Here is a 24047-nt window from a genome sequence, read left to right on the forward strand (position 1 = left end):
GTGTGCGCCGCTACACCTGCCTCTATGTCCACGACCTACACGCTCGATACATCGACCAGCCGCGCCAATCCGACGCCCGCGCCCATGAAGCGCCTGACCGTGCCCGCGATCCAGCGGCGCAAGGCAGGTGGCGTCACCGATATGCCGGTGGTGATGCTCACCGCCTACACCGCGCGCATGGCGCAGTTGCTCGATCCGCATTGCGACATGCTGCTGGTGGGCGATTCGCTGGGCCAGGTGATATATGGCCTGCCCAGCACGGTGCCCGTCACGCTCGAGATGATGGCCGCGCATGGCGCTGCGGTCGTGCGTGGCAGCTATCACAGCATCGTCGTCATCGACATGCCGTTCGGCAGCTATGAAGCCTCGCCCGAGCAGGCCTTTGCCAGCGCCGCACGATTGCTCAAGGAAACCGGCGCGGCGGCAGTCAAGCTCGAGGGTGGCGCCGCGATGGCGCCCACCGTGCGCTTTCTCACCGAGCGCGGCATCCCCGTGGTCGGCCATGTCGGGCTCACCCCGCAGGCGATCAATATCCTGGGCAGCTATGCCGCGCGCGGGCGCTCGGGCGCAGAAGCCGACAAGATCGTCAGCGATGCAGTCGCGCTCGACAAGGCAGGCGCCTTTGCCATCGTCGTCGAAGGCGTGGTCGAACCGATCGCCATCGCTGTGACCGAGGCGGTTGCAGCGATCGTCATCGGTATCGGCGCGTCTGCACAATGCGATGGCCAGGTGCTGGTCACCGAAGACATGCTGGGCCTGTTCGAACGGACCGCGCGCTTCGTGAAGAAGTACGAGAACCTTGCAGGCGTGATCGAAACCGCGGTGAAGAGCTATTCCGCCGAAGTCACCGCGCGCAGCTTCCCCAGCGCCGACCAGACCTACGCGCCGAAGGACTGACCTTCGTCATTCCCGCGCACGCGGGGCTCCCGCTTTCTCTGACCTTGGCGCAGAAGCGTCACCCCCGCCTTTGCGGGGGGGGTGACGTTCAAATTGTTCTCCCGGTGGCAGAGCCGCAGTCGCCTCAGATCAGCTCAAGCGCCACCGCGGTCGCCTCGCCGCCACCGATGCACAGCGACGCAACGCCGCGCGTGCCGCCGCGCGTCTGCAACGCGGAGATCAGCGTCGCGATGATCCGCGCACCGCTGGCGCCGATCGGGTGGCCAAGCGCGGTCGCACCGCCATGGACATTGACCTTGTCGTGAGGGATGCCGAGGTCGCGCATCGCAATCATCGAGACGCAGGCAAATGCCTCGTTGACCTCGAACAGATCGACGTCATCGACGCTCCAACCGGCCTTTTCCATCGCCTTGCGGCTCGCATCGACCGGCGCGGTGGTGAACTTTGCCGGGGCATGCGCGTGCGCCGCGTGGCTGACGATCCGCGCGACCGGCTTGAGACCGAGGCGATCGGCGACGCTCTGCCGCGTCAGCACCAGCGCTGCTGCGCCATCGGAGATCGACGAGGCGTTGGCGGCGGTGATCGTGCCATCCTTGGCGAAGGCGGGCTTGAGCGTCGGGATCTTGCTGGCGTCGCCCTTGAGCGGCTGCTCGTCCTTGTCGACCGTCTCGGTGCCCTTGCGGCCCGTTATCTCCACCGCGACGATCTCGCGGTCGAACGCGCCCGAGGTCTGAGCGTGCTGCGCACGGGTCAGCGAGGTCACCGCATAGTCATCCTGTGCCTCGCGGGTGAACTGATATTCGCCTGCGGTTTCCTCGGCAAAGCTGCCCATAGCGCGACCCGGTTCATAGGCATCTTCGAGGCCATCGAGGAACATGTGGTCCATCACCCGGTCATGCCCGATCCGCGCCCCTCCGCGATGCTTGGTCAGCAAATACGGCGCGTTGGTCATGCTTTCCATGCCGCCGGCCACCAGCAGGTCGACCGAACCCGATGCCAGCGCCTCGGCGCCCATGATCGTGGCCTGCATTCCGCTTCCGCACATCTTGTTGACCGTGGTGGCCTCGACGGATGTCGGCAATCCAGCCTTGAGCGCAGCCTGGCGCGCGGGAGCCTGGCCGAGGCCTGCGGGCAGAACGCAGCCCATGTAGATCCGCTCGACATCGCCGCCCGATACTCCGGCGCGCTCGACCGCTGCCTTGACTGCCGTGGCGCCCAGATCGGTCGCGCTCGCACCGGACAGGCTGCCTTGAAAGCTGCCCATCGGGGTGCGCGCATAGGACAGGATGACGACGGGATCGGCGGCGGAAAATGCGGTCATGACATTCGGTCCTCTGGCAGGTTCAATGATGCGGTTTCCCCTAGAGCAAGCAACGCTGCATTTCAAATGCCGCACGCGTCATGCAAAAGCGCTTTTCACGCGCGACCCAAGCCCGCTAAGGCTTAGGACGCGTCCCCCTTCCCGGTGCAAGGCTATTGAAACGATGTTTGCGCCCCTGCTGCAGCACCCCGTGATCGCACCGATCGCCGCAGCGATAACGGGGGCAATCCTCGGCAGCTTCATCGCCGCACTGGTCAGCCGCTGGCCGCAGGGACGATCGGTGCTGTCCGGTCGTTCGCATTGCGAATCGTGCGATACGGCGCTGCGCCCCTGGCACCTTGTACCGGTCATCTCCTGGCTGGCACTTCGTGGGCGGTGCGCCACCTGCAACGCGGCGATCGGACGCGACACGCTGGTCATCGAGCTTTTTGCCGCCGCGATCGGCGCGCTCGCGTTCGCGCTGCACCCGGGCTGGGCGGGGCTGGGCATCGCCGCCTTTGGTTGGCTGCTGCTGCCGCTCGCCTGGCTCGATCTGCGGCACTATTGGTTGCCGCACCCGCTCACCCTGGCGCTGGCCATCGGCGGATTGATCGCGGGTTTTGCAGGCCTCCCCCCCGGTGTGACCAGCCGGCTGATAGGCGCAGGCGCGGGTCTGGCGATGCTGTGGGGCATCGCGCTGGCCTATCGCACGCTGCGCGGGCGCGACGGACTGGGCGGCGGCGACCCGCTGCTGCTGGGCGCGATCGGGCTGTGGCTGGGCTGGCAGGCGCTGCCGCTCGTGCTGCTGATCGCGAGCGGCGCAGGCCTTGCCATCGCGCTCGCCCTGCAGGCGCGCGGAACCGTGCTCGACAACGCGACCCGCTTTCCATTGGGCACATTGATGGCAGCGGCGGCCTGGCCGGTGGCTTTGCTCAGCTTTTAGAGTCTGGTCTTAGCGACGCGTCGCCTTGCGCAGGCCGTTGCTCAAAAAGGTCTGGCCGCGCTGCGATACGGCAAACGTGCCGCTGGCGAGCAATGCCAGAAAGCCGAGACCGATGATCAGCCCGGACGAGGCTCCGATGGCGAGCAGGATCAGCATCACGCCGACAAAAGGTGCAGCCATCAGACCGAACAGGCCCGCGACGACGAGCGTGGATTGCAGTGTATCAAACATGGTGGGGAATTTCCGGCAAAGCTGCGAAGACGCAGAAATCGAACGACAAAATAGCCAAGCCGATGCCCCATCATGCCAAAGTCGCGGCGCGCTGGCCAGCGATTTTACACCACCCTGCGCCCCGCGATCAGCGCATCGACGACCGCCGGATCGGCCAATGTGCTGGTATCCCCCAATGCCCCGACGTCATTCTCTGCGATCTTGCGCAATATCCGCCGCATGATCTTGCCGCTGCGGGTCTTGGGCAGCGCGGGGGTGAAGTGGAGGTGGTCGGGTGTCGCGATCGGGCCGATCTCCTTGCGGACCAGCGCCTTCAGCTCTGCGGTCAGCGCATCGTCTGCCTCCTCACCGACATTGAGCGTGACATAGCAGTAGATGCCCTGCCCCTTGATGTCGTGCGGGAAACCGACGACCGCAGCCTCGGCGACGCGCGGATGCAGCACCAGCGCGCTTTCGACTTCGGCGGTTCCCATGCGGTGGCCGGACACGTTGATGACATCGTCCACCCGGCCCGTGATCCGGTAATAGCCGTCCTCGTCGCGCTTGCAGCCGTCTCCGGTGAAATACTTGCCCTTGTAGGTGCTGAAATAGGTCTGCACGAAGCGGTCATGGTCGCCATAGACCGTGCGCGCCTGTCCCGGCCATGAAGCGGCGATGCACAGGTTGCCCTCGGTCGCGCCATCCAGGATGTTGCCATCGGCATCGACCAGCTCGGGATCGATCCCGAAGAACGGCAGCCCCGCGCTGCCCGGACGCATCGCATGCGCATAAGGCAGGGTGGTGATCATGATCCCTCCGGTTTCGGTCTGCCACCAGGTGTCGATCACCGGCGTCTGCCCCTTGCCCACGACACGGTGATACCAGCGCCACGCCTCGGGGTTGATCGGCTCACCCACCGAACCGATCAGCCGCAGCGCGGACAGGTCGTGCTTCTCGACCGGCGCGTCGCCCTCGCGCATCAGCGCGCGGATCGCGGTGGGCGCGGTGTAGAAGATGTTGACGCCGTGGCGTTCGCACATGTCCCAGAACCGGCTGTGGTCGGGGAAATTGGGAACGCCCTCGAACAGCAGGCTGGTCGCGCGGTTGAGCAGCGGGCCGTAGACCGAATAGCTGTGCCCGGTGACCCAGCCGATATCTGCGGTGCCCCAATAGACCTCGCCGGGGCGGTAATCGAAGGCGTAGTGGAACGTCGTCGCGACCCAGACAGCATAACCGCCGGTGGTGTGGAGAACGCCCTTGGGCTTGCCGGTCGATCCAGAGGTGTAGAGAATGAATAGAGGGTCCTCCGCCCCCATCGGCTCGCAGGGGCACGTCGCAGGGACGGTCGCGGCAACGTCGTGATACCAGTGGTCGCGTCCTTCGGTCATCGTGACATCTGAAGCGGTGTGGCGAACGACCAGCACCGCGTCTACATCAATGCCGTGCTGCTCCAGCGCGGCATCGACATTGGCCTTGAGCGGCACCGTCTTGCCGCCGCGCATCCCGGCATCGGCGGTGACGATGAAGCGGCTCGCGCAATCCTCGATCCGCCCGGCCAGCGCCTCGGGCGAGAACCCTCCGAACACCACCGAGTGCACCGCGCCGATCCGCGCGCAGGCCAGCATCGCGATCGCGCCTTCGAGCACCATCGGCATGTAGATGGTGACCCGGTCGCCCTTCTGTGCGCCAAGCGTCTTGAGCGCGCCCGCCATCGCCTGAACCTCGCGCAGCAGGTCGTCATAGGTCAGCGAGCGCACATCACCCGGGGTGTCACCTTCCCAGATCAGCGCGGTGTCGCTGCCATGCCCTGCGAAGACGTGTCGATCGATGCAGTTGAAGCACAGGTTGAGTTCGCCATCCTCGTACCAGCGGATGTCGACCGGATCGAACGACGATCGATTGATCCGCGTCGGCTTGGCGCTCCAGTCAATCCGGTCCGCCTGCAGCGCCCAGAAGCCATCCGGATCGCGCAGCGATGCCGCATAAAGCTCGCCATATTGTGCAGGCGTGCACCATGTTTCGGGGTCAACCGGAGGCGCGATCAGCGCCTCTGCCGTGGCGTCCTGGGGGGTGGGGCTGGTCATGAGCAATGTCCTTGGCAGGATGGGGGGCCGCATCGGCCTGGGCGTGCCGTGGTTTTGCAGCAACCGCCCCGCATCGGCAACCCGTCGCAAACCGGCGCATGGTGGCTATATTGATATTGATATAACATTACACCAGTGCTAGCGGACACGCGAACAGCCGCCTGGGTGGCATCCGGGTCATCCGCCCGCGTGACCCACACACCACAAGGCAACTGGCGGCTGCAACCTGAAAAAACAAATAACGGGAGCATTCTTTGACCATGCGCAGCACGCTTTTGCTCGTTTCCTCCTCGCTCAGCCTCGGCACAGCCTTGCTGGCCCCCCTGCCCGCGCTGGCGCAGCAGACCGCTTCCCCGGTGGAAGCCGGAGACGAGGACGAGGGCGATGATTTCCATCGCAATCGCGGCATCATCGTCACCGCGCCGTTTGTGCGCGACCTCAGCATCCTTGCCGGCACATCCGAGCTTTCGGGCGACGATCTGTCGCGCGAAGCCCGCTCGCAGATCGGCGATTCGCTGACCAAGCTTCCCGGCGTTTCGGCGACCAGCTTCTCGCCCGGCGCCTCGCGCCCCGTGCTGCGCGGTTTTCAGGGCGAACGCATCCGCGTGCTGACTGATGGCATCGGCACGATCGACGTGTCCAACACCTCGCCCGACCATGGCGTGACGGTCGAACCCATCATCCTCGACCGTATCGAAGTTCTGCGCGGTCCCGCTGTGCTGCTGTTCGGCGGCCAGGCTGTGGGCGGCGCGGTCAACGCAATCGACAAGCGCATCCCGCGCGAAGTGCCCGAAGAGCCGTTCCACCTTGATGCGCTGGCCACTTATGGCAGCGCCGCGGACGAGCGGAGCTTCGGCGCCAGCCTCGATGTTCCGCTGACCTCCAAGCTCGTGCTGCATCTCGATGGAAGCTATCGCAAGTCCAACGACATGCGCGTCGGCGGCTTCGTGCTCTCACCCGGGTTGCGCGCGGAACAGCTGGCAGAAGCGGCTGAAGAGCGCGCAGAAGGCAATATCGAGGAAGCGCAAGAGGCAGAGGAACTCGCCGGCCTGCGCGGTCGCATCCCGAACACCGGGACCGAGACCTACAGCTTTGGCGGCGGCCTGGCCTATATCGGCGAGGGTGGCAGCTTCGGTGTCTCGGGCAGCTATTACAACAGCCTCTACGGCGTTCCGGAACGTCCCGGCGCGGGCCATCACCATGGCGAGGAAGGCGAAGAGGAAGCCGGCGGCGAGGAAGAGGAAGGTCCGGTGACCATCGGTCTCGACCAGATCAAGGTCGACTTCCGTGGCGAAGTGTTCCTGCCCGGCTTTTTCGAAGCGCTGCGCCTGCGTGCATCCTATGCCGATTTCAAGCAGACCGAGTTCGAAGGTGACGAGGTTGGCACCGTATTCACCAACGAGGGCATCGAATCGCGGCTCGAGTTGGTGCAGCGCGAACGCGGCGGCTGGCGCGGTGCCAGCGGCGTGCAGTATGTCCACCGCGACTTCAGCGCCGTCGGCGCCGAAGCGTTCGTGCCGCCGAACGTGACCGATCAGATCGGCTTCTTCACGCTGCAGGAAATCCGCTCGGGCAATTTTGAGATCGAAGGCGCCGCGCGCTACGACAAGGTCAACGTCACGTCGCAGGTGCTGGGCGTGGAGCGTGACTTCAATTCCTATTCGTTCGCACTGGGCGCTGCCTATATTGCCAACGACCAACTGCGGATCGGCGTCAACCTCAACCGCGCCCAGCGCGCTCCGGCGGCCGAGGAACTGTTCTCCAACGGTCCGCACATCGCGACCCAGGCTTTCGAGATCGGCAACCCCGATTTCACCACCGAAAAGAGCTGGGGCGGCGAGGCCTATATCCGCTGGTCCACGCCCGATGTCAGCCTTGCGCTCACTGGCTTCTACAACCGCTTCGACGACTTCATCATCGACGTGCCCACGGGGCTCGAGGAAGATGATCTGCCGGTGTTCCAGTTCATCCAGAACGATGCGAAATATTATGGTCTCGAGGCCGAGGCTTCGGTGATCTTTGCGCGCGCCGGCGGCTTCCGCTTCAGCGCGGATGGCGTGGCCGATTACGTCCATGCCTCGCTCGACGGTCTGGGTCCTGTACCGCGCATCCCCCCGCTGCGTCTGCTGGGCGGCCTCGAAGCGCAGAGCGATACGGTATCGCTGCGCGCCGAGGTCGAGTGGTTCGACGATCAGCAGCGCAATGCCAATTTCGAGACCGAAACCGATGGCTTTACGCTGGTCAACGCCAGCGCTTCGTGGAAGCCGTTCGGTGCCTCGCGCGGGGTAACGCTGATCGCGTCCGCCAATAACATCTTCGATGTCGTCGGTCGCCGCGCAGCCAGCTTCACCAAGGACTTCGCTCCGCTCGCGGGCCGCGACTTCCGCATCTCGGCGAAGTTCAGCTTCTGACGCATTGACTCACGCGCCCCTGTTCTTCGGCCAGCGTCGCAGAACAGGGGCCCTGGCTGTGTTGAGAGATCCCTCGTAGCCACGTCATTCCCGCGAACGCGGGAATCCCGCTCTTCTTCGCGCAATAGGCGTAGAAGCGGGACCCCCGTCTCCGCGGGGGTGGCGAGGGAAATTGAGCAATGAGATGTAAGGGCTACGTACTGCCCCGTAGCAGGTTCAGCTCTCGCCGAAGCCCACCGACAGGAAGTCCGGCATCGGGCCGTTCCAGCCATCATCGGGACCATCGTCGCGATCGTTCGAACGCCGCGGCTTGGAAGCTGCCGGTCGACGGTCGGCCGAGCGCGGGCGATCCTCGCGGGGCTTGCTGTCGCGGGGCCTGTCTTCACGCGGCCTGTCTTCGCGGGGCTTGGCCTCGCGCGGTTCGCGCCGTGGCTTTTCCTCGCGGATTTCCTCTCCACCGACGTATGCCGGTGCGCGATCCTCGCGAGGAGCGCGCGCCTTGGCTTCGCCGCGAGCGGTCCTGCGCCGGGGCGCACGCTCTTCGGGTTCACGCGCCTTGGCGGGCTTGGCTTCCGCGCTCGAACCACCAGGATCGGCCACGGTGATCTCGGGGATCGTCGTGCCGATCAGCTTTTCGATGTTCGCAAGCGCCTCGGCGTCTTCCTCGGTGATGAAGGTATAGGCCTTGCCGGTCGCCCCTGCCCGGCCCGTGCGGCCGATACGGTGGACATAGTCATCGGGATGCCACGGCGCGTCATAGTTGAACACATGGCTGACGCCCTTGATGTCCAGCCCGCGCGCGGCGACGTCTGACGCCACCAGGATGTTGATCGTGCCATCCTTGAACTTGTCGAGCTCGGCGATGCGGTCGCGCTGTTCCATGTCGCCATGGATCTCGCCCGAATCGAACCCGCCCTGGCGCAGCGCCTTGTTCAGGTCGCGCACCGTGGTCTTGCGGTTGCAGAAGATGATCGCGGTGTGGACGCCGGCATCGAGCATCGCAAACAGCGTATCGCGCTTGCGCCGCGACTGGACGCGGACCTTGCCCTGCTCGATCGAGGCGTTGGCGCTCGCAGGCCTGGCGACCTCGATGTACTTCGGGCTGGTCAGGAAGCGGTCGGACAGCTTCTTGATCGGCGGCGGCATGGTTGCCGAAAACAGCAGCGTTTGGCGCGTTGCAGGCAGCCGGGTGCAGATCGTCTCGATGTCGGGAATGAAGCCCATGTCAAGCATGCGGTCGGCCTCGTCGATCACCAGCAGCCCGCAACCGGTCAGCAGGATGTTGCCGCGATCGTAGAGGTCCATCAGGCGGCCCGGGGTCGCGATGAGCACATCGACGCCCTTTTCGAGCGCCTTGATCTGGTCGCCCATCGATACGCCGCCGATCAGCAGCGCCATCGAAAGCTTGTGATACTTGCCGTATTTGTCGAAATTCTCTGCCACCTGGGCGGCGAGCTCGCGGGTGGGCTCGAGGATCAGCGAGCGAGGCATGCGCGCGCGGCTGCGGCCTTCGCCCAGCACGTCGATCATCGGCAGAACGAATGCGGCGGTCTTGCCGGTGCCGGTCTGCGCAATGCCGATGATGTCCTTGCCCATCAGGACCGACGGGATGGCCTGCGCCTGGATCGCGGTCGGGGTCGTATAGCCGGAATCAGTGACCGCCTGGATCAATTTTTCGGAAAGGCCGAGATCGGCAAATATCATAGAGTATCCAGATTAAGGCAGCAGCGCACACACAGTTCGTCGCGCTATCGATGCAGGGCCATGGGCCACGCGGGTGCTCTGCGCAAACATCGGTCAAAAGTCAACCATTGTGCGTTGACATGCAAATGCCCGATCAATCTTCCGGGACCAATTGACGCAGTTTTTCGACTTCGCATTTGCTCCCCGACCGCGCCTGAAGCAGATCGCGGTCGACGCACAACCGGCCATCGCCGCTGCGCTCCATGTAAAAGCCCTGATAGAATTCGCGCGCACTGCAGGTGCGTTCGAGTTGCGCCTCGATCATCCGCTGGTCGCGCATGAACAGTACCAGCATGTCGTCGTTGATTACCCGCACCCCGGAGACGTCGCGCATCGCCAGGCATTTGCCGACCTTGCGCCGCTCGAAGCGTGGCGGTTCGGGCGGGGGTGCCTGGCGCGGGGCTGGCATGGGAAGCAGTGAGGACCGCGAAATCGACTGGCGCGGCACGCGGATGATCAGCCGCTGCTCGATCCGCACCTGGCCCAGGCTCGGCGGTATCGGTGTGAGCGCGCCTGTCACCGACTGTGGCAATCCGGTTTCGACAGGCTGGCTGTCGACGGCGCGTTCGTCCGATACGGGCCACGCGCCCAGCATCAACAGCGCAAACAGGACGTCAACATAACCCATGGCCGCGTACGGCTACCCTCCGGACCCTCAGACTGCAGCTGCAGCCACCCCATGCCCCGGGTTAAGCCGGGCGATTGAACCGTGCATTAACGCTGCGCCAGTTCGTCCTGCAAGCCACGATTTACCCCATCGCCTGTTGCTTTCGCGCCACGGTCTTTTGCCATAGCAGCGCCGTTGTTTGCAGCCCGCGACAGGTGTAACAGACTGGCCATGATCGAAGCACCCGTTCGCCCCGCCCTGCTGGACCAGATCGCTGCCATCGTCGGCGACAAGGGTCTTGCCACCGCCCCCACCGAACTTGCCCCGTGGCTGACCGATTGGCGCGGGCGTTATCATGGCGCGGCCATCGCCATGGTTGCCCCCGCAAACGCGGCGGAACTGAGCGCTGTCGTCAGCCTGGCCGCGACCACTCGCACCCCGATCGTGCCGCAGGGCGGCAACAGCGGCATGGTCGGCGGCGCGACCCCCGACGCCACCGGCACCGCTTTGTTGCTTAGCACCCGGCGAATGAACGCGATCCGGGCCATCGACCCCCAGGCGCGGACGGTGGTGGCGGAAGCCGGCGTAGTTCTTCAGACGCTGCACGAGGCGGTGGCGGCGCAGGGCTTGCGCTTTCCGCTCACCCTTGGTGGCAAGGGCTCGGCCACGGTCGGCGGGCTGGTCTCGACCAATGCCGGCGGCACCCAGGTACTGCGCCACGGCACGATGCGCGCGCTGGTCGAGGGGATCGAGGCGGTGCTGCCGGATGGGTCGCTCTACGAGGGTCTGGTGACGCTCAAGAAGGACAACCGCGGCTATGATCTGAAGCATCTGCTGATCGGCGCGGAAGGGACGCTGGGGATCGTGACCGCCGCAACGCTGAAGCTGGTGCCGGCGCTGATCGACAGGGCAGTGGTCTGGGCTGGCGTGGAATCGCCGCTTGCCGCGCGGCAGTTGCTGCTGCTGCTGGAGGCGCGCGCGGGCCGCGAGATGGAAGGCTTCGAGATCGTCCCCCAGCGCTGCCTCTCCAATGTGCTGCGGCATATCCCCGGAACCCGCGCGCCGCTCGGCGCGCCCTGCCCCTGGCATGTGCTCGTCGAATTTGCCCGCGACGCGGCGGATGCGCCCGCGCCCGAGGCGTTTGCGCAAGCCCTGATGGCCGAAGCGTTCGAGCGCGGCCTCGTGCTTGATGCTGCGATCTCGGCCAGCGAATCGCAGGCCGAGGCGTTCTGGAAGCTGCGCGATTCCATCTCGGAGGCCGAACGCGCCGAAGGACCAGCAATGCAGCACGACATCAGCGTGCCCGTTGCGGCGATGGCGCAGTTCATCATCGATGCAGGTGCCGCGGTCGAGGCACGGTTTGACGGCACGGAGGTCGCGGCCTTCGGGCATATGGGCGATGGCAATGTCCACTTTCACGTAGCAGCCCCGCGCGGCGCCGATCCGGCCCGGTGGCCCAATGATCCCGGCAAGGAAATCAGTGCTTTCGTCCACGATCTGGTGGTGGCAGCGGGCGGATCGATCTCTGCCGAACATGGCATCGGCCAGATGAAGCGCGACGAGCTGGCGCGGCTCAGCGATCCTGCGCGGATGGGCGCGATGCACGCGATCAAGCGCGCGCTCGATCCGCAAGGCATCATGAATCCGGGCAAGCTGGTCGCGGGCTGAACTCAGTCCCTCTTGCGCCGGGCCTGCGGGCAACTTAAGGCGCGAACTCCGACTAACCATCAAGTCAACAGTTTCAGCGGAGAATAGTTCATGGCCAGTGCGCCGCAAGCCAACCGTCTGCCGGTCCTTTTCAACGACCTGGTGCCGCTCAATTCCAACGACCACGCCAAGTTTCGGTCGCGGACCCTGGACGGCGCGCACTTCCTCAAGAACCAGCACGCCATCCCGCTGACCGTGGAAGAGTTTCCCGCAGCCCAGCGCCATTACCCGATCATCTTCTCCGCCGGTCCCGATCCCGTGCCGCTGGCGCTGATGGGCATGAACGAAGGCGTCAACGTCTTCCTCGACGACAACGGCAAGTATCGTCAGCCTGCCTATGTGCCGGCCTATGTCCGTCGTTATCCCTTCATGCTCGCGCGTCTGCGTCCGGATGCCGACGAGCTGTCGCTGTGCTTCGACCCGACCTGCGAGGCTCTGGGCGAATTCGAGGAAGGCGATGCGCTGTTCGACGGCGACCAGCCCAGCGAAACCACCAAGAACATCCTGCAGTTCTGCGAGGATTTCGAGCGCGCGGTTCAGGGTACCGCCTTCTTCATGGAAGAGCTCAAGAAGCACGACCTGCTGATGGACGGCGAGCTCAAGATCGAGCACCAGTCGCTCGCCCAGCCCTTCGTCTATCAGGGCTTCCAGATGGTCAACGAAGAGAAGCTGCGCGACATGCGCGGCGACGAACTGCGCAAGCTGAGCCAGAACGGCGCCCTGCCGCTGATCCACGCGCATCTGTTCTCGCTGCAGGTGATGCGCGACCTGTTCGCCCAGCAGGCTGCGGACGGCAAGGTGCCCAACCTTCCGGCAGAAGCCACCCAGACCAAGTAATCGCCAGATCAGGTAATTGCAGGCATCGGCTGCTGCGCCCCCGGCATCTCCGGGCAGCGCGGCAGCCGATGTGCATTTTCTGTCAGCCAAAAAGTCCGGCGAGATCCTTTTTCAGGATCTTGCCATTGGCGTTGCGCGGAAGCGTATCCGTGCAGAACACGATCCGCACCGGCACCTTGAACGCGGCGAGACGCTCGCGCACCCAGGCCTGCAGTTCCGCCTCGCTGGCATGGGTTCCGGGAGCCAGGTGCACCACCGCCGCCGGTTCTTCTCCCAATGTGCGATGCGGCAGGCCGATCAACGCGGCATCGGTGACCGCGGGGTGGTCGTAGAGCACGTTCTCCACCTCTGACGAATAGATGTTCTCGCCGCCGCGGATGATCATGTCCTTGGCGCGGTCGACGATGTAGCAAAAGCCCTCCTCGTCGAGGCGCGCCAGATCGCCGGTGCGCACCCAGCCATCGACAAAGGTGGCGGCGCTGGCCTCGGGCTTGTTCCAATAGCCTTTGACGATCTGCGGCCCCCTCGCCCACAGCTCGCCAACCTCGCCGACGCCAAGCTCGGTCACGCCATCGGCATCCATGATCTTGAGGTCGCTGACCGGCACGGCAGGGCCGCAGCTGTCGGGGCGGTTGAGATAGTCCTCGGCCGAGTGGCTGGTCACCGTCGCCATGGTTTCGGTCATGCCCCAGCCATTGCCGGGCAACGCGCCGAACATGTCGCGGATCTTGCGCACCAGCTCAGGTGCAGACGGCGCACCGCCATAGGAAATCGTCTTAAGCGAGCTCAGATCATATTTGTCGCGATCGGGATGCTCGATCAGTTGCCAGGCAATGGTCGGGACCCCGCCGGTGGCGGTGACGCGCTCGCGCTCGATAATTTCGAGCGCCTTCACCGTATCCCAGCGGTGCATGAACACCATGGTCGACCCGCCGAACATGATCCCGGTCATCCCCGCGCTGCAGGCGGTGACATGGAACAACGGGATAACCGTCAGCATCACGGCGGGTTCGGGCGCGGGCGGCGCCTCGCCGCGCCTCAATGCACTGCGGACCCCGGCATAGGCCGTGGTGAGGATGTTGGTTGTCATGTTGCGATGGCTGCCCAGCGCGCCCTTGGGGTTGCCGGTGGTGCCGCTGGTGTAGAAGATGGTCGCAGCATCCTCAGGCGCCAGCGCGACATCCGGCAAGGTCGCCGCATCGAGCGCCGTATAGCCGTGCGGCGAACCTATCAGGTCCTCCAATGGCTTCGCCTTGTGCGGCAGGTCGCTCGTGCTGCGGGTGACGAGGATGCTCTCAAGGTCTTCCAGTTCGGAAAGATACGGGCTGATCCGGTCGAGGCGTTCCCCATCGGCAATCAGCAGCCGGGCGCCGGAATCGGAAATGCCATAGGCCAGCTCGCCCCCTGTCCACCAGGCGTTGAGCGGCACCGCGATCGCCCCCAGGCTGACGATCGCGAAAAACGCCACCGGCCATTCGGGCAGATTGCGCATCGCCAGCGCCACCCGGTCGCCCTTGCCAATGCCTGCCGCCTGCAACGCATGCGCCAGTGTCGCGGTCGCACGGAACCAAGCTTCATAGCTGACCCGTTCGTTCTCATAGACGATGAAAGTCCGCTCCCCATGCGCCCGCGCCGCAAGCGCAAGCGCGGCGAGGCTTGGCGGCGCATTCTTCCAGCACCGGGTAGCAACGCCTTCCACCTCGACCGTCTCGATCTCGAACGGCTGACCCGGCGCGCACAAGATCGCCTCGATCTGCTTGATCGACATCGCAGGCCATCCCAAAGGCGGCGCCCACGATGACGCGGCGTAGCCTTGGGGCGCGGGCGTGGTTTCCGTTATCGTCATGGCTCGGCGATCCTCTCACATCATTTTTCTGTGTTGCGACAACACTATGCAAATGGATGCGCGGCGCAATCACTGAATTGCAGGATCGATTCAGGCAGGCGTGCGTAGGCATCCCTAGCAACCGGGTACTCTTTATAACATAGGTTAATTTACTGTTTTTACTGGATAATTAATCTCAAACACCTAAATTGGGCGCGCCGGGCATGGGTTTGAGATCAAAGCCGAGGATTTTGCGGTGTGCCGCCGCAACGTCCACAATACAGGAGGCCAACCTTGTTCGACAGCTGTTTCGTGGCACGTCTGAACCGCTATCTCGATCTGACGCCGTCCGAAAGGGATGCGATCACGCAGCTCGAGCGCGACCCGAAGAATTACGCCGCCGGCACGACGCTGTGGACCGAAGGGGATGACGTTTCGGAACTTCTGATCGTGCACCAGGGCTGGGCACTGTCTGAAACGCGGCTGACCGGCGGCAAGCGCCAGATCCTGCGCTTTCATTTTTCGGGCGATCTGATTGGAGCATCCGGGATCGCGTTTCGCGACGCGCCCGCCAGCATCGTGGCGGCCACCGACATGGTCGTCTGCCGGTTTCCGCGCATGGCCCTGGGCGAGACGTTTATCGCCCACCCCCGGCTGGCGGCGTTGTTCTTCTCCATCAGCCAGATGGAAAGCATCGATCTGTCCGATCGCCTGCGCGCCATGGGGCGCAGCGAGGGCAAGGCGCGGCTCGCCAACCTGTTCCTCTCGATCGCCGCGCGTATGCGCGCGGTGACCGGCGAGCACAATCCGGTGGTGCGCATTCCGCTGACCCAGAGCGATCTGGGTGATGCGGTTGGCCTTACCCAGGTTCACGTCAACCGGCTGATCCGCCAGATGACCGAAGAGAAACTGATCACCCGCAACCGCAGCACGGTGACGCTGCTTGATGAGCAGGGGCTGGTTGACCTCTCCCGCTTCGTCGATCGTTTCAGCTCTGTCGATTCAAGCTGGTTCCCCCCTGCGGCGGGATGACCGCCCTGCCAGTATCTGTCGTCCGGCGATGGCGTCGGCTAGAAAGCGTTCCTAATGTCTGACCTTGATTTCCTGTCGCGCGCTTTCGGATTCGGCCCTGAAGCACCATCGGCCAAAGACGATGATTCCGGGTCCTTGCTCGCCGCACGCGATGCCCTGCTGCGGATGAATTCGGCATTCCGCATTCTCACCGATGCGATGCCGCAGATGGTCTGGTCGACGCTACCCGATGGCTTCCACGATTATTACAATGCGCGCTGGTACGAATTCACCGGCGTGCCCTCAGGCTCGACCGATGGCGAAGGGTGGAACGGCGTGTTCCATCCGGCTGACCAGGATCATGCCTGGGGTGTGTGGCGCCATTCGCTGGAAACCGGCGAACCCTACGAAATCACCTATCGCCTGCGGCACCACAGCGGCGAATACCGCTGGACGCTCGGCCGCGCGCTGCCGCTGCGCAACGAACAGGGCAAGATCGTGCGCTGGATCGGCACTTGCACCGATATTCACCAAGCCAAGATGATGGCCGAGGAAAACGAGGTTCTCAGCCGCGAGCTCAGCCACCGGATCAAGAATATTTTCGCGGTGATCAACGGGCTGATCGGCATGTCGGCGCGGCAGAGCCCCGAGCTCAAGCCGCTCGCTGCCGAACTCCAGGACCGGATCGCGGCGCTGGGCCGCGCGCACGAGTTCGCCCGCCCTCATAGCGAGCAGTCGCGACCGGTCTCTATCGCTTCGACCTTGCGCGGATTGCTGACCGAGATACTCGTCGCCTATCCGGCGCTCGGCGAAGGCCGCCTGGTCATCGCAGGCGATGATCCCGAGATCGATGATCGCAGTGCTACGCCGATCGCCCTGGTGTTTCACGAGCTCGCAACCAACTCCGCAAAATACGGCGCGCTGTCCGCCGAGCAAGGCAGGGTGGATATCGACATCGTGCAGGACGGCAATGACGTGAAGGTGAACTGGACCGAGCGCGACGGCCCGGCCATCGTCGGGGAGCCGCAGGAAACAGGGTTCGGTACACGGCTTGTGCAGCTTGCCATCAACCAGCAGTTGGCCGGCGACATCCAGCGGCATTGGCTGCCGGAAGGGCTGCGTGTCGAAATGCGGATGTCGGCAAGTCGCCTGCGCAGAGCCGAGGGCGCGCCCGTTTAACCGGGCGGCAATCCGCGATCAGGAAGACAGCAGCATCAGCCCCGGCGGCGGGGTGGGCGTAGGCATGCCGCTGCGGGCTGCCACCGCAAAATCCACTGCCTCGATCACCTGACGGCTGTCGACAGGCTTGATCATGACGCCAAGCGCGCCGGGGATCGGAATATCGATCTGCCGCGGATTGGCTGTCACGAAGATCACCGTGCAGCCGATTTCCTGGCCAAGCCAGGCGCCGATCGAAGGACCGGTCGCGCCATCGCACAGGTTGATGTCGACAAGCGCAATGCTCGGCTGGCGTTCGGCCAGACGCATTGCCGATGTCCAATCATCGCCGACCCCGACAACTTCGTGACCGGCATCTTCCAGCCCGACCTGCATGTCGAGCGCGACGAGAAATTCGTCTTCAATGATGAGGATGCGGGCGGTCATGACACTGGGTCTTCAAATCTTTGCTGCGCCGTTCCCAATGAACGGCCTTCGCAACATCAAACCACCGGTGCGCCATAAAGTTTCATCGATTAGTTGATGCATGTTAATCGAAACGCTCGATTCATCCGATTTCGAGCCGCGAGTTTCCACCAACGCACGCCCGGCTTCGACAAGATGTTTAACGGCTGGATTGCTGTAGGATTAACCGCGTGTTAGCGCGTAGCATCCGCAGCCTGATGGCCTTCAGGCCCAGGCGCGTTCCTCTTTGCGACCTGGAAGGTTTAAGTCCTATGCCGTCATTCCGTCAAACCATCCTGCTACTCGCCAGCGCGGCGCTGGCAGCGCCGCTCGCGCTTGCCCCCGCAGCCGCGCAGCCAGCGACCCAGGCCGCCCCGCAGTCCGAAGACGCGCGGCTGACTGCCCTGTTTGCGGCAGACGACGAAGCGCAGCTGAAGCGCAACCCGATCGGTGGCCTGTTCCGCGGCGATCTGCGCTATGCCGATCAGCTCGGCGACTATATTTCGGACGCCTACTACGACGGCGAACGCAAGGCGGCCGAAGCCAATCTGGTCGAGCTTGCCAAGATCGACCGCAACAAGCTGACCGCAACCAACCAGATCGCCTATGACATCTTCAGCCGCAACCAGAAGGACGCGATAAAGGGCCTTTCGCCCGAATTCCTGCCGCTGACTGCGGTGCGTCCGCTCAACCACTTTTTCGGCTTCCACACCTTCTATCCCAACTTCGCCTCGGGCACCGGCACCGCGCCGTTCAAGACCGTGGTGGATTACGAGAACAACCTGAAGCGCCACAAGGAATTCGTCGTCCTGCTTGATCGTTCGATTGGCCGCTTCAAGGAAGGTCAGGCCTCCGGTGTCTTCGAAACCAAGCTGACCATCCGCAACGTCATCGAGCAGCTTGAAACTCAGCTCAAGCAGACCCCCGAAGAATCGCCGTACTACGGCCCGATCAAGACCTTCCCGGCAGATTTCAGCGAAGCCGACAAGGCGCGCTTCACCGCCGAGTATCGCAACGTCATCACCAACGAGATCTATCCCGCTTATCAGCGGCTGCGCGACTACCTCGCCAATGAGTATCTCAAGGATGCGCGCGAAGGGGTCGGCCTCAAGTACATGAAGGGCGGCGACAAGCTTTACGCCTATATGATCGAGCAGACCACGACGCTGCCGCTAACCGCCGATGAAGTGCACAATCTGGGGCTCAGCGAGGTCAAGCGCATCCTCACCGAGATGGACACGATCAAGACCGAGGTCGCCTTCAAGGGAACGCTGGGCGAATTCTTCAACCACATCCGCACTGACCCCAAGTTCAAGATGGCGAGCCGCGAGGCGCTGACCCAGGGCTATTACGACATCGGCAAGAAGGTCGACGCTGTCATCTCGACCCAGTTCAAGATCCTGCCCAAGACCCCGCTGGAAATCCGCCCCTATGAGGAGTTCCGCGAGAAGTTCGAAGCAGGTGGCAGCTATCAGTCGGGCAATCCCGATGGCTCGCGCCCCGGCATCTTCTACTTCAACGCCTATGACCTTCCCAGCCGCACCACGCCGGGCATGACGACATTGTATCTGCACGAAGGCGCGCCGGGGCATCACTTCCAGATCAGCCTGGCGCAGGAAAACCAGGCCCTGCCCGCGTTCATGCGCTTTGGCGGCAACACCGCCTATGTCGAGGGTTGGGCGCTGTATTCGGAGAAATTGGGCTATCCGATGGGTCTGTTCACCGATCCCTATCAGCGCTTCGGCCATCTCGATGACGAGATGCTGCGCGCCATGCGGCTGGTGGTCGATACCGGGATCCATTCCAAGGGCTGGACCCGCGAACAGGCGATCAAGTACATGCTCGACAACTCGTCGATGGGCGAGACCGACGCCACTGCCGAGGTCGAGCGTTACATCGCGATCCCCAGCCAGGCGCTGGCCTACAAGATCGGCGCGCTGACCATTCAGCGACTGAAGGCCAAGGCCGAAAAGGAACTGGGCAGCAAGTTCGATCCGCGCGAGTTCCACGATCAGGTTCTCAACACCGGCGCGCTGCCAATGAGCGTGCTGGAAGAGAAGATCAACCGCTGGATCGTCGCCAGCAAGGGATGACGGGCGCTGGCTGATCAGCCTGCCCCCGCTGCCAACCCGACCCCGCCCTGGCGCGCTGCGCCGGGCGGGGTTGTCATTATCGTGCGGGCAACGCCGCGCGCCAGCCGCAGCCAGATCGCAGGGATCGGCCTTGATGCGGACGGGCGCAGCGTGCTGGCAGTGCGCATCGCAGCACCCCCGTCCGAAGGCGCCGCCAACGCCGCCCTGACCGATCTGCTCGCCGCCGTGCTGGGCATCCGCAAGCGCGATGTGGTGATCCACAGGGGCGAAACCGGACGCAACAAGCAGGTTCACGTGGCAGGTGACGCCATGGCCCTGATCGCCCGGCTCGAGGCGCTGAACGGCGGCTGATCCCTCCCCGGCCCGCATGGCCAACTGGTTTTGCGTCAATAACATTTGCCAGTGGGCTGCATCTTATGCACTCTTGGGCCCGTATCTGGCAGCAAGGCGCAGAACGGGGGGCGGTTTACCAATCATGGACTTTCAGCAGGAGGGCTGGCCGCCCAGGACCGACGACCGTCCGCCCACATTGCTCTCCCGGCTGGTCCGGCGATTGCTGCTGCTTCTCTACAAACGGCATGGCTGGCGAGCAGAAGGTGTCGTTCCCGAACCGCGCCGCTTCGTCATCATCGCAGCCCCGCACACCAGCAACTGGGATTTTCTCTATTTTCTCGGGCTGACCACGGACCTTGGCGTCAAGGCGCACTTCATGGCCAAGACCTCGCTGTTCCGCTGGCCGCTGGGGCGCTTCATGCGCGACATGGGCGGGGTGCCGGTTGAACGCAGCTACAACCGCGGCCAGGTGCAGCAGATGGTCGAGGAATTCGCCCGGCGCGACGAGTTCATGCTCACCATCGCGCCCGAGGGCACGCGCGGCAATGTCCGCCACTGGCGCACCGGATTCTACCAGATCGCGCTGGCCGCAAGGGTGCCGCTGGTCTGCGGGCTGATGGATTATGGCCGCAAGGTCGGCGGGCTCGGCCCTGCGATCATGCCCACGGGCGACTATGCCGAGGACATGAAGAAGATCATGGATTTCTACAAGACCGTGACGCCGCGCCATCCCGATCGCGCGGGCACGGACATCATCAAGGACAGCCGGCTGTGAGCCTTCCCCTGACCGACGCCATCCCTTTGCTGCTGCACAATCTGGTGCTGATCTTTGGCGTCATGATTGTGTTGTGGGGTGTGGCCGTTGCGATCAAGGACGTCTCGTTCATCGATGCGGTCTGGCCGATGGGGATGGTACTGCTCGCCGCAGCGACCTTCTGGCTGGCCAACGCTGCCTCGCCTGCATCGGTGCTGCTGCTGATGCTGACGGCAATCTGGGGGCTGCGCCTGGGCATCCACCTGTTCGTCCGCTGGCGGCGCAACGGGATCGATCCGCGTTATGCCAAGATCATCGCCTCGGCCGAGCAGAAAAAGGGCTGGAGCTTTGCCAAGACCGCGCTGCTGCAGGTGTTCCTGCTCCAGGGGCCGCTGCTGTTCATGGTCTGCCTGCCCGCGCAACTGGGCATCTGGCGTGGCGGCGAAACCGGAGCTCTGGCGATTGCAGGGGCGGTCATCGCGATCATCGGCATCGCGTTCGAAACGATCGGCGACTTGCAGCTTGAAGCTTTCCGCGCCAATTCTGCAAACAAGGGCAAGGTGCTCGACACCGGCCTGTGGCGCTATACCCGCCACCCCAATTATTTCGGCGATGCCTGCACCTGGTGGGGAATCTGGCTGGTGGCCCTGTCGACCGGGTGGGATATAGGCCTTGCCAGCCTGATCGGCCCGCTGTTCCTCAATTTCACGCTGGTCAAGTGGAGCGGGGCTGCGATGCTGGAGCGCGGCCTCAAGAAGACGCGGCCCGAATACGCCGATTACATCGCGCGCACCTCGTCGTTCTTCCCGCTGCCGCCCAAGCGCGGGTAATGGTCACTCCACCGGCGGCACCGGACCCAGCTTGATCCGAGCGAACGGCCCAAAGTCGCTCCCCATCGCCTGACCTATCACCTTGACCGATCCATCGGCCTGTTTCTGCAGGACCGCAATTTCGCCTTCTGCCAGACCGATGCTGTAGGCCCGCCAGATGTTGGCAACGTGGCTGACCAGCGCGATGTTGCTCGCGCCAGGATCGAGCGTGGCGACCAGTGCCTTCATGTCGGCAGCAGCCACATCAAGCGTGCGCGCGCCAGCCGGGTCATGATGCATCAACCGGGAATCCGCCTTGGTGCGGCCGAACATGAAGCGCGCGGTGTCCATGCTTCTGCACATCGGGCTCGCCAGTACTATTCCCACCGGAATGTCCAGTGCCGAAAGCGCCTTGCCGGTTTCCTGTGATCCGGCATAGCCTGCGACAGACAGATTGCGCTGCGCCATGCAGTCGGTGGTCGGCTTGCTGTAATCGTCCGCCCGTGCGGGTACTTCGGTGCGTTCGTGGCGGATGAGCAGGATGTACCCGCCTTTCTGCAACAGCGGTACGAGCGCTCCGGCATCGAGGCTGTTGCCGTGTCCGGCGGTGTGCTGCGCCTGAGCCTGAGCGGAGAGCTCTGGAGACATCAGGCCCAGCATTCCGGCTGCAGCCACCAGCAACCCAAGCTTTGCGACATCGAATCGTTTACGCATCCCGTCCCCTTCTCGGCCTGGTCGGCCTAACCCGGCATTAAGCAATCGCTGGTAGCTATCGCACACCTTCCACTGCAGGCGAAGCCCGATGACCAGACCCCTTGACGATGTAACATCCATGATCGCCCAGGCCCGCAGCTTGGGACCGGATGAGACGCTCGCCCTGCGCCGCGCTGTTTGGCCCGATGGCAAGATCAGCGCGCAGGAAGCCGGGATATTGTTCGCGCTCAACCGAGTCAGCAGCGCCCCCAGCCGCGAATGGGTCGATTTCTTCGTCGAGGCGATCACCGCCTATCTGGTCGAGCAGGCCGATCCGCGGGGCTATGTCAGCGACGAAAATGCCGCATGGCTGATGCAGGCGATCGATCAGGACGGCAAGGTCGATACCCTCGCCGAGCTCGAACTCGTGGTGAAGGTCATCGAGCGCGCCGAGAATGTTCCCGACAGCCTGAAGGCCTATGCGCTCGAGCAGATCAGGCATGCCGTGCTGCATGGCGAGGGGCCGACCCGCTGTGGCGGCGGGCTGCAGCCCGGCAGCATCGGCACCACCGAGGTGCGGCTTCTGCGCCGTGTGCTCTATGCCGCCGGTGGCGCTGCGCCCGCGCACATCAACCGTGCCGAGGCCGAACTGCTGTTCGAAATCAAGGACGCGACGCTCGCCGGGCAGAACGCGCCCGAATGGCAGACGCTGTTCGTTCAGGCGCTGAGCCTGCATCTGATGACCAACCAGCGCTTCCGCGCGCTGACCCGCCAGGATGCGCAGCGACTGCATGCCTTCATGGCGGATACCTCTGCAGGAATCGGCAGCTTTTTCGGACGGATGGCCGGGTCACTGGCCGACAGGACTCCGCTGGGCGCAGCCTCCAGCCCCGCTGCCGAACCCGAGCCTGCACCCGAAGACGGCCTGACCGCGAGCGAACAGGATTGGCTGCAGGCCATGGTGGGCGGTGACGGCAAGCTCGATCCGCTCGAACGCGCCCTCCTCAAGGCGCTGGCCGAAGCCTGACTATATCGCGGCGCGGTCCCGTGGGGATTGCGTTCGAGGGCCGGGGCTGACAGGATTGCAGGCATGGACCGGGACAAACAGCCCGGACACCCCCCTGTCATCCGGAACCGCAATGCACCACGATGCCGCGCTCGAGCAATTCACCCATGATCACCGCTTCGCCGCCGATGGCGAGGCGCGCAGCGAACAGCGCACGCTCTGGGTGGTCGCGCTGACCGCGGTCACCATGATCGCCGAAATCCTCGGCGGCTGGTGGACCGGATCGATGGCGCTGCTCGCCGACGGCTGGCACATGGGCAGCCATGTTGCAGCCCTGGGGCTCGCCGCCTTCGCCTATCGCTTTGCCCGCACCCATGCACATGACCGCCGTTTCTCGATGGGCACCGGCAAGGTCGGATCGCTGACAGGGTTCAGCAGCGCGTTGCTGCTGGCCGTGATCGCGATGCTGATGATCTGGGAATCGGCGGACCGCCTCGCCGATCCCGTCGCCATCGATTACACCGCCGCCATCGTCGTCACGCTGATCGGGCTGGCGGTCAATGTCGCCAGCGCCTTCATGCTGAGCTCGGGTGGCCATCACCACCATCATCACGACCACGACGGCGATCATCACGATCACCACCACGACCATCATCACGACCACAATCTGCGCGCAGCCTATGTCCATGTGCTCACCGACGCGCTGACATCGGTGCTGGCGCTGGTCGCGTTGACCGGCGGCCTGATGCTGGGGCTGGACTGGCTAGACCCGCTTATGGGGATTGTCGGTGCAGTCGTGATCCTGTGGTGGGCGCGCGGCCTGCTGCGCGAATGCGCGCGCGTGCTGCTCGACATGGAGGCGGACCCGGTCAGGGCCGAAACCATCCGCAAGCGGATCGAGGCGGACGCGGACAACCGTGTCGTCGATCTGCACCTGTGGCAGGTCGGCACCGGGCATCTTGCGCTAATCGTCTCGCTTGCCACGCATGACCCTCGCCCTCCGCAACATTATCGTGCGCTGCTCCGGGGCATCGGCAAGCTGTCGCACTGCACCTTCGAGGTCATCCCCTGCGACGACGCCCGCTGCCCGCCCGCCGACTGATCGCCCACGCCCGCCTGCCACAAGCGATCTTCCCGCCTGCGCCCATCAATGCTAAGCGG

21 protein-coding genes are annotated in these 24047 nt (G+C 64.3%); 13 read left to right on the forward strand and 8 right to left on the reverse strand.

From position 1 onward, the window contains the following. Positions 1 to 24: 24 nt before the first annotated feature. The gene (panB, locus tag IP68_RS12675) at positions 25 to 897 is read left to right on the forward strand and encodes a 3-methyl-2-oxobutanoate hydroxymethyltransferase (protein ID WP_054135359.1); all 873 of its coding nucleotides are present in this window, start codon (positions 25 to 27) and stop codon (positions 895 to 897) included. 124 nt (positions 898 to 1021) lie between these two features. Here panB and IP68_RS12680 read toward each other — a convergent pair whose 3' ends face one another. Continuing rightward, positions 1022 to 2218 carry an acetyl-CoA C-acyltransferase gene (locus IP68_RS12680; RefSeq protein WP_054135360.1) on the reverse strand — a complete coding sequence of 399 codons (1197 nt, stop codon included), beginning with the start codon at positions 2216 to 2218 and terminating at the stop codon, positions 1022 to 1024. A 163-nt stretch (positions 2219 to 2381) separates the two neighbouring features. On the opposite strand from IP68_RS12680, the gene IP68_RS12685 reads away from it, so the two are divergent. Next, on the forward strand, positions 2382 to 3140 hold the full coding sequence (locus IP68_RS12685; RefSeq protein WP_197275799.1) for an A24 family peptidase: 759 nt from the start codon (positions 2382 to 2384) through the stop codon (positions 3138 to 3140). A 9-nt stretch (positions 3141 to 3149) separates the two neighbouring features. On the opposite strand, the gene IP68_RS12690 is transcribed toward IP68_RS12685, so the two are convergent. Beyond that, on the reverse strand, positions 3150 to 3371 hold the full coding sequence (locus tag IP68_RS12690; protein ID WP_054135361.1) for a hypothetical protein: 222 nt from the start codon (positions 3369 to 3371) through the stop codon (positions 3150 to 3152). Positions 3372 to 3475: 104 nt separating this feature from the next. Then, on the reverse strand, positions 3476 to 5434 hold the full coding sequence (gene acs / locus IP68_RS12695; protein ID WP_054135362.1) for an acetate--CoA ligase: 1959 nt from the start codon (positions 5432 to 5434) through the stop codon (positions 3476 to 3478). A gap of 260 nt (positions 5435 to 5694) precedes the next feature. On the opposite strand from acs, the gene IP68_RS12700 reads away from it, so the two are divergent. Further along, entirely contained in the window at positions 5695 to 7845 is a 2151-nt protein-coding gene (locus IP68_RS12700) for a TonB-dependent receptor (protein WP_054135363.1), read from the forward strand. Positions 7846 to 8061: 216 nt separating this feature from the next. Here the strand turns inward: IP68_RS12700 and IP68_RS12705 are convergent, their stop codons facing one another. Continuing rightward, entirely contained in the window at positions 8062 to 9549 is a 1488-nt protein-coding gene (locus IP68_RS12705) for a DEAD/DEAH box helicase (protein WP_054135364.1), read from the reverse strand. 133 nt (positions 9550 to 9682) lie between these two features. Further along, a complete protein-coding gene (locus tag IP68_RS12710; RefSeq protein ID WP_054135365.1) occupies positions 9683 to 10216 on the reverse strand; it encodes a hypothetical protein in 534 nt (177 codons plus the stop codon). A 210-nt stretch (positions 10217 to 10426) separates the two neighbouring features. On the opposite strand from IP68_RS12710, the gene IP68_RS12715 reads away from it, so the two are divergent. After that, positions 10427 to 11863, forward strand: a complete 1437-nt coding sequence (locus IP68_RS12715; protein ID WP_054135366.1) for an FAD-binding oxidoreductase — start codon at positions 10427 to 10429, stop codon at positions 11861 to 11863. A 90-nt stretch (positions 11864 to 11953) separates the two neighbouring features. After that, positions 11954 to 12739 (forward strand): SapC family protein, encoded by a 786-nt coding sequence (locus IP68_RS12720; protein WP_054135367.1) that lies wholly within the window; start codon positions 11954 to 11956, stop codon positions 12737 to 12739. Between the two features lie 82 nt (positions 12740 to 12821). On the opposite strand, the gene IP68_RS12725 is transcribed toward IP68_RS12720, so the two are convergent. Further along, positions 12822 to 14585, reverse strand: coding sequence for a class I adenylate-forming enzyme family protein (locus IP68_RS12725; RefSeq protein ID WP_054135368.1), 1764 nt, complete (start codon positions 14583 to 14585; stop codon positions 12822 to 12824). A 273-nt stretch (positions 14586 to 14858) separates the two neighbouring features. Between IP68_RS12725 and IP68_RS12730 the strand changes: the two genes are divergently transcribed. Both IP68_RS12730 and IP68_RS12735 read left to right on the forward strand, forming a co-directional pair. After that, positions 14859 to 15596, forward strand: coding sequence for a Crp/Fnr family transcriptional regulator (locus IP68_RS12730; protein ID WP_197275800.1), 738 nt, complete (start codon positions 14859 to 14861; stop codon positions 15594 to 15596). Between the two features lie 54 nt (positions 15597 to 15650). After that, positions 15651 to 16754, forward strand: a complete 1104-nt coding sequence (locus tag IP68_RS12735; RefSeq protein WP_054135370.1) for a PAS domain-containing protein — start codon at positions 15651 to 15653, stop codon at positions 16752 to 16754. 18 nt (positions 16755 to 16772) lie between these two features. On the opposite strand, the gene IP68_RS12740 is transcribed toward IP68_RS12735, so the two are convergent. Then, positions 16773 to 17180, reverse strand: a complete 408-nt coding sequence (locus IP68_RS12740) for a response regulator (RefSeq protein ID WP_054135371.1) — start codon at positions 17178 to 17180, stop codon at positions 16773 to 16775. 290 nt (positions 17181 to 17470) lie between these two features. Between IP68_RS12740 and IP68_RS12745 the strand changes: the two genes are divergently transcribed. The 4 genes from IP68_RS12745 to IP68_RS12760 all read left to right on the forward strand — a co-directional run bounded on the left by IP68_RS12745 (position 17471) and on the right by IP68_RS12760 (position 21208). Continuing rightward, positions 17471 to 19291, forward strand: a complete 1821-nt coding sequence (locus tag IP68_RS12745) for a DUF885 family protein (RefSeq protein WP_054135372.1) — start codon at positions 17471 to 17473, stop codon at positions 19289 to 19291. A 6-nt stretch (positions 19292 to 19297) separates the two neighbouring features. Beyond that, the gene (locus IP68_RS12750; RefSeq protein WP_054135373.1) at positions 19298 to 19642 is read left to right on the forward strand and encodes a DUF167 domain-containing protein; all 345 of its coding nucleotides are present in this window, start codon (positions 19298 to 19300) and stop codon (positions 19640 to 19642) included. 124 nt (positions 19643 to 19766) lie between these two features. Beyond that, a complete protein-coding gene (locus IP68_RS12755) occupies positions 19767 to 20399 on the forward strand; it encodes a lysophospholipid acyltransferase family protein (protein ID WP_054135374.1) in 633 nt (210 codons plus the stop codon). Further along, positions 20396 to 21208: a DUF1295 domain-containing protein gene (locus tag IP68_RS12760; protein ID WP_348638129.1), complete on the forward strand. Its 813-nt coding sequence runs from the start codon at positions 20396 to 20398 to the stop codon at positions 21206 to 21208. The genes IP68_RS12755 and IP68_RS12760 overlap by 4 nt, the downstream gene beginning before the upstream one ends. Before the next feature lie 3 nt (positions 21209 to 21211). On the opposite strand, the gene IP68_RS12765 is transcribed toward IP68_RS12760, so the two are convergent. Then, complete coding sequence (locus tag IP68_RS12765; RefSeq protein ID WP_054135375.1) at positions 21212 to 21901, reverse strand: histidine phosphatase family protein; 690 nt, start codon at positions 21899 to 21901, stop codon at positions 21212 to 21214. Between the two features lie 88 nt (positions 21902 to 21989). On the opposite strand from IP68_RS12765, the gene IP68_RS12770 reads away from it, so the two are divergent. Both IP68_RS12770 and dmeF read left to right on the forward strand, forming a co-directional pair. Then, positions 21990 to 22907, forward strand: coding sequence for a hypothetical protein (locus IP68_RS12770; protein ID WP_054135376.1), 918 nt, complete (start codon positions 21990 to 21992; stop codon positions 22905 to 22907). A 112-nt stretch (positions 22908 to 23019) separates the two neighbouring features. Next, complete coding sequence (gene dmeF, locus IP68_RS12775; RefSeq protein ID WP_054135377.1) at positions 23020 to 23988, forward strand: CDF family Co(II)/Ni(II) efflux transporter DmeF; 969 nt, start codon at positions 23020 to 23022, stop codon at positions 23986 to 23988. The last annotated feature ends 59 nt before the right edge of the window (positions 23989 to 24047 follow it).

Origin of the sequence: Blastomonas sp. AAP25 (assembly GCF_001295965.1) — a bacterium.
GTDB lineage: Bacteria > Pseudomonadota > Alphaproteobacteria > Sphingomonadales > Sphingomonadaceae > Blastomonas > Blastomonas fulva.